Origin of the sequence: Prevotella sp. kh1p2 (assembly GCF_900111525.1) — a bacterium.
Lineage (GTDB): Bacteria > Bacteroidota > Bacteroidia > Bacteroidales > Bacteroidaceae > Prevotella.
Genome location: NZ_FOHY01000021.1, coordinates 51485 through 58860, shown reverse-complemented (window position 1 = coordinate 58860; position 7376 = coordinate 51485). Strand labels below are relative to the sequence as shown.

11 protein-coding genes are annotated in these 7376 nt (G+C 45.3%); 8 read left to right on the top strand and 3 right to left on the bottom strand.

The annotated features are described in order from the left end of the window. The 3 genes from BMW31_RS11680 to BMW31_RS11665 form a co-directional block, all read right to left on the bottom strand. A partial coding sequence (locus BMW31_RS11680; RefSeq protein WP_177166322.1) for a transposase occupies window positions 1–303 on the bottom strand: 303 nt, incomplete at its 3' end. A gap of 425 nt (window positions 304–728) precedes the next feature. Next, complete coding sequence (locus BMW31_RS11670) at window positions 729–1133, bottom strand: helix-turn-helix domain-containing protein (protein ID WP_091826098.1); 405 nt, start codon at window positions 1131–1133, stop codon at window positions 729–731. Window positions 1134–1144: 11 nt separating this feature from the next. Then, window positions 1145–1333, bottom strand: coding sequence for a type II toxin-antitoxin system HicA family toxin (locus BMW31_RS11665; RefSeq protein WP_091826094.1), 189 nt, complete (start codon window positions 1331–1333; stop codon window positions 1145–1147). Between the two features lie 219 nt (window positions 1334–1552). Between BMW31_RS11665 and BMW31_RS11660 the strand changes: the two genes are divergently transcribed. The 8 genes from BMW31_RS11660 (at window position 1553) to BMW31_RS11630 (ending at window position 7255) form a co-directional block, all read left to right on the top strand. Further along, the gene (locus BMW31_RS11660) at window positions 1553–1813 is read left to right on the top strand and encodes a helix-turn-helix domain-containing protein (protein WP_091826091.1); all 261 of its coding nucleotides are present in this window, start codon (window positions 1553–1555) and stop codon (window positions 1811–1813) included. A 114-nt stretch (window positions 1814–1927) separates the two neighbouring features. Further along, complete coding sequence (locus tag BMW31_RS13350) at window positions 1928–2134, top strand: DUF6291 domain-containing protein (protein WP_143049201.1); 207 nt, start codon at window positions 1928–1930, stop codon at window positions 2132–2134. Between the two features lie 10 nt (window positions 2135–2144). Further along, window positions 2145–2600 (top strand): hypothetical protein, encoded by a 456-nt coding sequence (locus tag BMW31_RS11655; protein WP_091826087.1) that lies wholly within the window; start codon window positions 2145–2147, stop codon window positions 2598–2600. After that, window positions 2597–3958, top strand: a complete 1362-nt coding sequence (locus tag BMW31_RS11650) for a replicative DNA helicase (RefSeq protein WP_091826082.1) — start codon at window positions 2597–2599, stop codon at window positions 3956–3958. The genes BMW31_RS11655 and BMW31_RS11650 overlap by 4 nt, the downstream gene beginning before the upstream one ends. Before the next feature lie 25 nt (window positions 3959–3983). Continuing rightward, the gene (locus tag BMW31_RS11645) at window positions 3984–4259 is read left to right on the top strand and encodes a hypothetical protein (RefSeq protein ID WP_091826080.1); all 276 of its coding nucleotides are present in this window, start codon (window positions 3984–3986) and stop codon (window positions 4257–4259) included. Continuing rightward, window positions 4256–4459: a hypothetical protein gene (locus tag BMW31_RS11640; RefSeq protein WP_091826076.1), complete on the top strand. Its 204-nt coding sequence runs from the start codon at window positions 4256–4258 to the stop codon at window positions 4457–4459. The genes BMW31_RS11645 and BMW31_RS11640 overlap by 4 nt, the downstream gene beginning before the upstream one ends. Window positions 4460–4472: 13 nt before the next feature. Next, a complete protein-coding gene (locus BMW31_RS11635; RefSeq protein ID WP_091826073.1) occupies window positions 4473–4793 on the top strand; it encodes a hypothetical protein in 321 nt (106 codons plus the stop codon). An 83-nt stretch (window positions 4794–4876) separates the two neighbouring features. Then, window positions 4877–7255: a coiled-coil domain-containing protein gene (locus tag BMW31_RS11630; protein ID WP_091826069.1), complete on the top strand. Its 2379-nt coding sequence runs from the start codon at window positions 4877–4879 to the stop codon at window positions 7253–7255. Window positions 7256–7376 lie beyond the last annotated feature (121 nt).

Sequence of the window (7376 nt, the reverse complement as noted above, 5' to 3'; positions counted from 1 at the left end):
GGCAAGGATCGTCTGACGTTTCTTCACCGTTTCGGGGTCAAAGCTGCCATCACGGTCACGAGGTGTCTCGATCTCTACGGGACCATACTCCGTTTGGAGCAGCTTGTGCATCTTGCCATTACGACGATTACCGCTTACCGGATTGGTTGCCTCAAGGTGACTCTCCAGCTCACCCTCCATGGCAGCGTTAAGGAAGTCCTCTAATACTTGATGGAATGCACCATCCTTGCCAAACAGGGGCTTGCCGGACTTGAACTGATCTTTCGCTACAGCAAGCATCTTTGTGTACTCTTCTTGTGTCATTGTACTAATCTTTATGCTCTATAAACAGAGCTATGATAAATTTTATTGTCTTAGTCTTTGACACAGTTCAGATGACAGCCTCTAATAAAATATCCGTAGATGGCAACATCACCCAGACTGGAGACAGAAACGTCCTCAATATGGATAGTGGAAACATGTATGTAACGAATAATTACTACGGTTTGAATGCTAACGATGTGCGGCTATTGTTAACTATGATCAGACGGCAACAGGAGCAGATAGATAAGCTTATGTCTTTGTTGAATGTGGAAATTAATCAGGATGCAAAGAAGATAGAAACAATATCCAGGCGGTTGGAAGTAAAGTAACACACACTTTTACATAGGGGGAATCCCCCACCCCCCCGAAACCGAAACCACGGACGGCTTGTGCTCACCTTCAAAAAATATTTTTCCCATTTTTTGTCAGGCAAAGTGCACTTGCTCCAGTTCATGGGCAAAGGCATGTACGGAGTTCTGTATTTTTTTTATGGTTTTCTGTGACGGTGTGCGTCTGCCCGTTACATAGTGGCTCAATTGTCCCTGGTTAATGCCGGTGATGCGTGAAAGCCCTGCCAACGAGAAAGCCTTTGTGAAGTATGAGAGGAACGACGCTATGTCGTATTCGTAATTGAATGTAACCTCCTCAAACTTTCTGTTTTCTTCCTCATAGAACCGCTTGGTATCTTCATATCCGGCCTTAAAACTTTCTATTGCCTCATCAACTGTTTTTCCTGTCCCTGTTACGAGATAGTCCAAGTTGTCTGCATCCATATAAACGCTGTAATTGCCGTCAGAGGCTCTTTCAATGATTGCTTTTATCTGTTTCATAATCTTATCTTTTATTTGATTCCTGCTGCCTTTAGAATGGCGTTTAGAGTGCCTGTAGCGACTTCTTCGCTGCTGTGATTGCTCATGCGGAAATACTTGTCCGTAGCCGGGCAGTACCATAGCGGATGCCCTCCCATCTGCCTGTGGGTGTCGTAGCATCCGGCCCGTTTGACTTTCTTTTCCAGCTCTTTGTACTTCATGCTGCAAAGGTACGAAAATTAATATCATAATCCAAATAAAAGACATTAAAAGATATTAATCCCACTACTGCACCAAATTGGGCGGAATATTGCATATTATGCACAAAACGAGGTCAAAACAGTTAAATAATGTTTAATAATCAAGAAAACTGCATAAATACTCATTAATTCGATTTTAAGTTTGTATATTTTCTGCATAAATACTTAAACGCAAAGAAGATGGATAATATTATGTTTGTTAATAAGGATGACCTGCGGCAGGTGATTGCCGAGGCAATGAACGAGAAAAACATATCATCCGATAGAGAGGATGATGGGTACTACACCACAGCAGAGATGTGTAAATTACTACACATAACGCGTGTGACGCTGTGGCGCTTATGTAAGGATGGCATAATTAGAGGAGTGAAGGTTGGAAAGAAGAATCTGTATCAAAAGAAGTATATAAATGAACTGATAGCTGCCGGTAAGTTGGGTTAAGGATGAATAAAGAACCACACAGAATACGCGACATTATAGAGGAGTTTATAATTAGGGATGATGCTCCGCTATGGGTAGGATTAAGGGCGTATAGAGCAAAGAAAGGAGGCTGCAATGAGAAATAAAGATGCGCATTTTGCTTTTTTTGAAAGTTATCATCGAGCACTATCACGACTCGACAACGAGATATATGGCAGATTGGTACGTGCTATGAGTGAATATTACTTTAATGAGGAGTCGCCAAATTTGGATAGTCCTACCGATTTGCTTGCCTGGGATTTGATAGAGCCAATATTATCAAAAGGGAAAAAAAATCTCTAAAGTGCGTGCGATGGCTGGAAAGTCAGGAGGCGTTAAAGGCAAGGGAATTAGCCGTAATGTTGGTAATAGCAATGCACAGATTATCAGCGAGTTAGGTAGGTCAAAAGCAAACAATAACAAATCAATAGCAAAACAAAAGCAAATCAATAGCGGAATAGGAATAGGAAATAAAGAAAGTAAACCAAAGAAAGACGAGCTTTCTTTGCCCTCTCCTCCCCAGTCGGAGAAGTTCGTCCAGTTCAATCAATGGCTGCAAGCAAATTGTCCTCACCTGCTGAAGATGCAGGAACAAATCACAGAGGAACAACTTAACGCCCTATTGCACAATTATGAGAGTGAAGATATATTTGACACGTTGAGAAGCATGGAAAATTACAAGCCTATAACCAAGAACAACAGAAGTGTGTATCGAACTTTACGCAACTGGCTCAACAGGGACAACAAGAAGAAGGGGGGTGCCAAATGAACGGATTACCATTATCTGATGAATTATGCGAGAAAGTCGTAATAGGCACATTGCTCAACTACCCAGCAGAATGGGCAGAGAATACCGACCTGCTTTGCCCAGAACTATTCACTGACTATAAATGCAAAACTATCTACACCGTATCTAAGGGGGTGGTAGATAGAGGCGAGAAAGCGGACATCATCAGCGTAACCGCAGAACTCGCCAAGACCAAGGCACAGGGTGTCTCCACAGTGGACATCCTCGACATCAGCAACCATGTAGCTCTATCATCGATGAGGCAGCAGGTATCAAGACTTGCAGAACTCCAAAGGCGCAGGGAGATATGGCGTATTGGCCAGCAGATGATACAGGCAGGGACGGACGAGGGAGAACCGATAGAAACTATCCAATCCCAAGCATTGGACCAGTTGTCCAACCTCTTCGCCTCAGCCTCCACAGAGATACAGAGCATTGCGCAGGTAGCCACCAACTACACACAGAACATCATCAACGCCAATAGGGAGGGTAGACGCTTACAGGGTGCGCCTACAGGTTTTGGTATGATAGACCAGCGGGGCGGATTGCAGCCGTCCGATTTGTTTGTGATTGCTGCTGACAGTTCGCAGGGCAAATCATCCCTCGCACTGAATATGGTTGTTAGTGCTGCTAAGACAGGCTATCCGTGTGCTTACTACTCCATGGAGATGACAGCCGACCAGCTGTTTGCCCGCATACTGGCCACAGAGACGGGATTACCGTCAAATGTGCTGAATACTCGCCCCCTCACAGATGAACAACTGTCACGGTACCAGTTGGCAAGTGCAAGCGTATCACAGTTGCCCCTTTACTTCGACGAACGCTCTACAAGTTCGCTTGACGGCATTCTCTCCAGTATTCGCACAATGGTTTTTCGCAACCATATCAAGGTCGCTGTAGTTGACTACTTACAAATCCTCAATGTGAATATGAAGAACGTCAACAAGGAGCAGGCTATGGCAGACGCAGCACGCCGGTGCAAAAATCTTGCCAAGGAGTTAAATATCTGTATTGTCTTACTCTCACAGCTCAACAGAGACAGGGACAACCTACAGCCGAGTATGGCACGATTGAGAGATAGCGGGCAAATTGCTGAGGCCGCAGATGTGGTTTTGCTTATCTATCGCCCAGAGGTTTATGGAAGCCGATACAAGTATCCAGATGAACTCTCTAAGGTCTGCACGCAGGGCACTGCAATGCTCCACGTATGCAAGGGACGCAATATCGGTACATTCCGCTTCGTCGTTGGCTTCAATGCCTCTCTAACCAAGTTCTTTGAACTTGATACTATACCAGAGGCAGAACCAAACACGGATATAGACGATAATAGACCATTTTAGTATAATTTTTTTAATTTAAATCATTATGTCAAAATTTAAGAAAATCAAAGTAACTAAGGTAATTACAGTTGAAACCTCAATGGATGAGCATCTTACCATCCAAGCTACGAGGTGCCGTTTGACCGATTACACCGGCACGCATGAGATTGCCTCTGAAATCATGCTTGGTATCACAGATGTAGATGAGGAGCAGGATATGTATGTCTCCCTCACCACCAGCCAGGCACGCAAGTTTATTGAGCAGTTACAGGGCTTAATCGCAGAAACAGAAGTTTATAACCTCAAATTCAGGCACAAATGAACACAGACAAAAGAATCTACAAAGCAGAAGACGCTCTAATAGAGAGCCTCGCTGCCCTGGCCCACGCCGTAGCGGAGATGCTCCAGCAAATGGAGAACATCGCCAAAGCGTCAACAGACAAGTACACCCGTTTGCAGTTACGTACTATGCGGGCCGCCAAAAGAAAAATAGATGAATTAATTTGGGACTTAGAAAATTAAGGAGAACAACCAAATGATAGACATAGGTAAGATGTGGTTTGAGATGGGCGTCAGGGACAGAGTTTCCGAGCAAATCAAGCAAGCCCAAAAAGAAGCTGAAGAACTCGGCAAGAAACTCGACGAGATAACCGGCAAGAAATATCACATACGGGTAGATGTTGACGGAGACGCCATCGATAAACTGCATGCGCAGCTTAGCAGTTTGGACGGCTTAATAGGGCTCAATAAGGCCCAACAGCAGATCAATGAAGCTGCGCAGAATATACTAAAGACAGCACAGGCCCTCGTAGAAGCCCAGAAACAGGTCTCTAACGCGTTCTCGCATAAAAAATAGTAAAATAATATCAAGAAGAAAAAGAGAGCGTCAGAACGCAAATTTCGGGCTATTCGGAGTTAGTGTCATCCATAGATGCTGTCATGGGTACCCGTGAGCAGAATATCCGACAGATGATACAGGAGCAGAATGCAATCCGCCTCATCAATGAGGAGTTGAAGCTCATCAACCGCTCTCGCGCCCATCATGGCACTCTAACGGAGGGGGAACGGAAACGGAAACGGCTTAATCAGCTCACTGCCTCACTTATGACACACAAGGCCGCTTTGGCCGAAATACGGCGGCAAGTCAACAATAATACGAAGCTGGGTATTGCGGCAGAAACGAGCATGAACGCCCTGGCGCAGTCGCTGGCAAGAATGCGGATGGCATACCGTTCTTTGTCGGAAGAGGAGCGTAACAGCAAGTTTGGCCAAAATTTATTGGCGGAAATAAAAAAAGCAGATGCCGAAATAAAAACCCTTGAGGCCTCTATATGCAACCATCAGCGCAACGTAGGCAACTATGCGTCCGGCTTTAATGGCCTATCTATGAGCATACAGCAGGTAATACGTGAGTTGCCATCCGCAGCAGTAGGCCTCAACACATTCTTCTTGGCCATATCGAATAACATTCTAATCCTCATTGATGAGATTAAGCGAATGAGGGCTGTTAATGAGGGATTAATCAAATCCGGCCAGATGGCCGTTCCGGTATGGAAGCAGGTTATACACTCTATATTCAGCTGGCAGTCTGCTATGGTCGTTGCTATTACTGTTTTTTCTATGTACGGCAAGGACATTGCCAACTATGTTAAGGGATTATTCACTGTTCAGGATGCCCAGGAAGAAGCAAGAAAAGAGGCCGAGGCATTCGCCAATGCTATAAAGAAATCGCATGAGGAATGGCGTAACAGCGTGGCACAGACGGCAGCACAGCAGATTGCATCATATCGTAAGATGCAGCGAGAGTGGAACGCCTTAGGCACCAATCTAAGCGAAAAAAAGAAATACATTGAAACCAACAAAACAGCCTTCAATAACCTGGGATTTGCTGTAAATGGTGTATCTGACGCAGAGCGTATTATGACCGGTAACACGAATGCCGTTGTACAGTCTATCATGGCCAGAGCCAAGGCAGCCGCCTATTATGCCCAGATACAGGAGGCAACGGAAAGATATATCAAACAGACAGAATATAACAGAGGTACGGTTAAGGGTGGCGGATATTTTCAGAAATTCCACCCAAAGAATAACCAGACAACGGAGGTGTCAGAGCTCAAAGGACTGAAAGAGGGCAAGGATTTTACCCGTCAAATGGCAGGAATGGGAGCCAACGTACAGCTTATCTACACTCTCACAGACAGCGGTATAGCCAAGGTGAATGCACGCCGGGAACGGGAGGCGGCAAGGACACTCGCTGAAAACCAGAAACAAGCTAAAGACCAATTGGATAAGCAACTTGCTTCATTGCAAGGCGGGCTGGATGCCGCAGAAAAGGAAAACAAAGCTCTTCTGGACACCATAGGTGTTAAAGGCTATGTCAACGACAAGGAGAGCAAAGCAGGTAAGACCACAGGAAAATCCAAGGCTGAACTACAGGCCGAATACAAAGAACTACTCGACAAGCAGGCGCAGGAGCGGAAGAAAAAGCAACAGGAGGCTGAATTTGAAGTACGCCAGAATGAAATAGACATGTTGCAGGAGAGCTCAGAAAAGACCCTTAAACAGCTGGAACTGAATAAGGATAAAGAACTGGCCGCAGTAACTCAATATGAGGATGATCTTAAACGGGCTAAGATACAGGCAGCCAAGGAGAGGTTCAAGAAAGACACCAACAGAAATAAAGGCTCTGTATTTGATATGGCAAGTGTTGACGTGTCTATGACATCACAGGAGCAGCGGGTAGCTTCTTCGAGAATAAATAAAGCTCTCTCGGACTATGCCAAAGGGTTGGCACAACTGGCTGAAAAAGAGAAATCCTCAATGAATGAGTATCTCAAGCAGTACGGCACCATGCAGCAGCAACGCGCGGCTATCGCAGCCGAATATGACCAGAGAATAGCAAGGGAGAACAATAAATGGGTAAAGAGCACCTTGGAAGAGCAGAAGAAGCAGGCATTATCCGCGTTTGACTTCCGGCAATTTCAAGATAGTATTAATTGGAATGCCGTATTCGGAGACCTCGATAAATACACCAAGAAAGCGTTGAGGCTCACATTACAGCGCATAAAGCAATGGCGCAAATCGAAGCAGTTCCAAGACTTTTCCGTAACGGACAAAAAGGCCTATGTAGAGGCTCAGGGCAGGCTCGAAAAAGCCACGGGCGGAAATGTATTCAGTGACTTTTCCAAGGCTATGGAGGCACTCCAAAAAGCCCAGAAAGAGTTTCAGAATGCAAAGCTCATCCAAAGCATTGTCAGCAAGCCTAACAGCATCTTACAGACACTGCAAGGAAGCAGGCGGATGAACGTGTTATATTAGCCCAGAACGAACTGAACGACGCACAGGATAATGCGTGGCAAAGCGCCAAGAGACTGGAGAGCGCATTGTTATCGGCAAGTTCCGCAATGGCACAACTTGGCAAATCTTCCCATCAGTCACT

Coding starts and splice junctions, on each gene's coding strand:
- BMW31_RS11670 (WP_091826098.1), bottom strand. CDS start 1,133: ATGAAACAGATAAAAGCAATCATTGAAAGAGCCTCTGACGGCAATTAC.
- BMW31_RS11665 (WP_091826094.1), bottom strand. CDS start 1,333: ATGAAGTACAAAGAGCTGGAAAAGAAAGTCAAACGGGCCGGATGCTAC.
- BMW31_RS11660 (WP_091826091.1), top strand. CDS start 1,553: ATGGATAATATTATGTTTGTTAATAAGGATGACCTGCGGCAGGTGATT.
- BMW31_RS13350 (WP_143049201.1), top strand. CDS start 1,928: ATGAGAAATAAAGATGCGCATTTTGCTTTTTTTGAAAGTTATCATCGA.
- BMW31_RS11655 (WP_091826087.1), top strand. CDS start 2,145: ATGGCTGGAAAGTCAGGAGGCGTTAAAGGCAAGGGAATTAGCCGTAAT.
- BMW31_RS11650 (WP_091826082.1), top strand. CDS start 2,597: ATGAACGGATTACCATTATCTGATGAATTATGCGAGAAAGTCGTAATA.
- BMW31_RS11645 (WP_091826080.1), top strand. CDS start 3,984: ATGTCAAAATTTAAGAAAATCAAAGTAACTAAGGTAATTACAGTTGAA.
- BMW31_RS11640 (WP_091826076.1), top strand. CDS start 4,256: ATGAACACAGACAAAAGAATCTACAAAGCAGAAGACGCTCTAATAGAG.
- BMW31_RS11635 (WP_091826073.1), top strand. CDS start 4,473: ATGATAGACATAGGTAAGATGTGGTTTGAGATGGGCGTCAGGGACAGA.
- BMW31_RS11630 (WP_091826069.1), top strand. CDS start 4,877: ATGGGTACCCGTGAGCAGAATATCCGACAGATGATACAGGAGCAGAAT.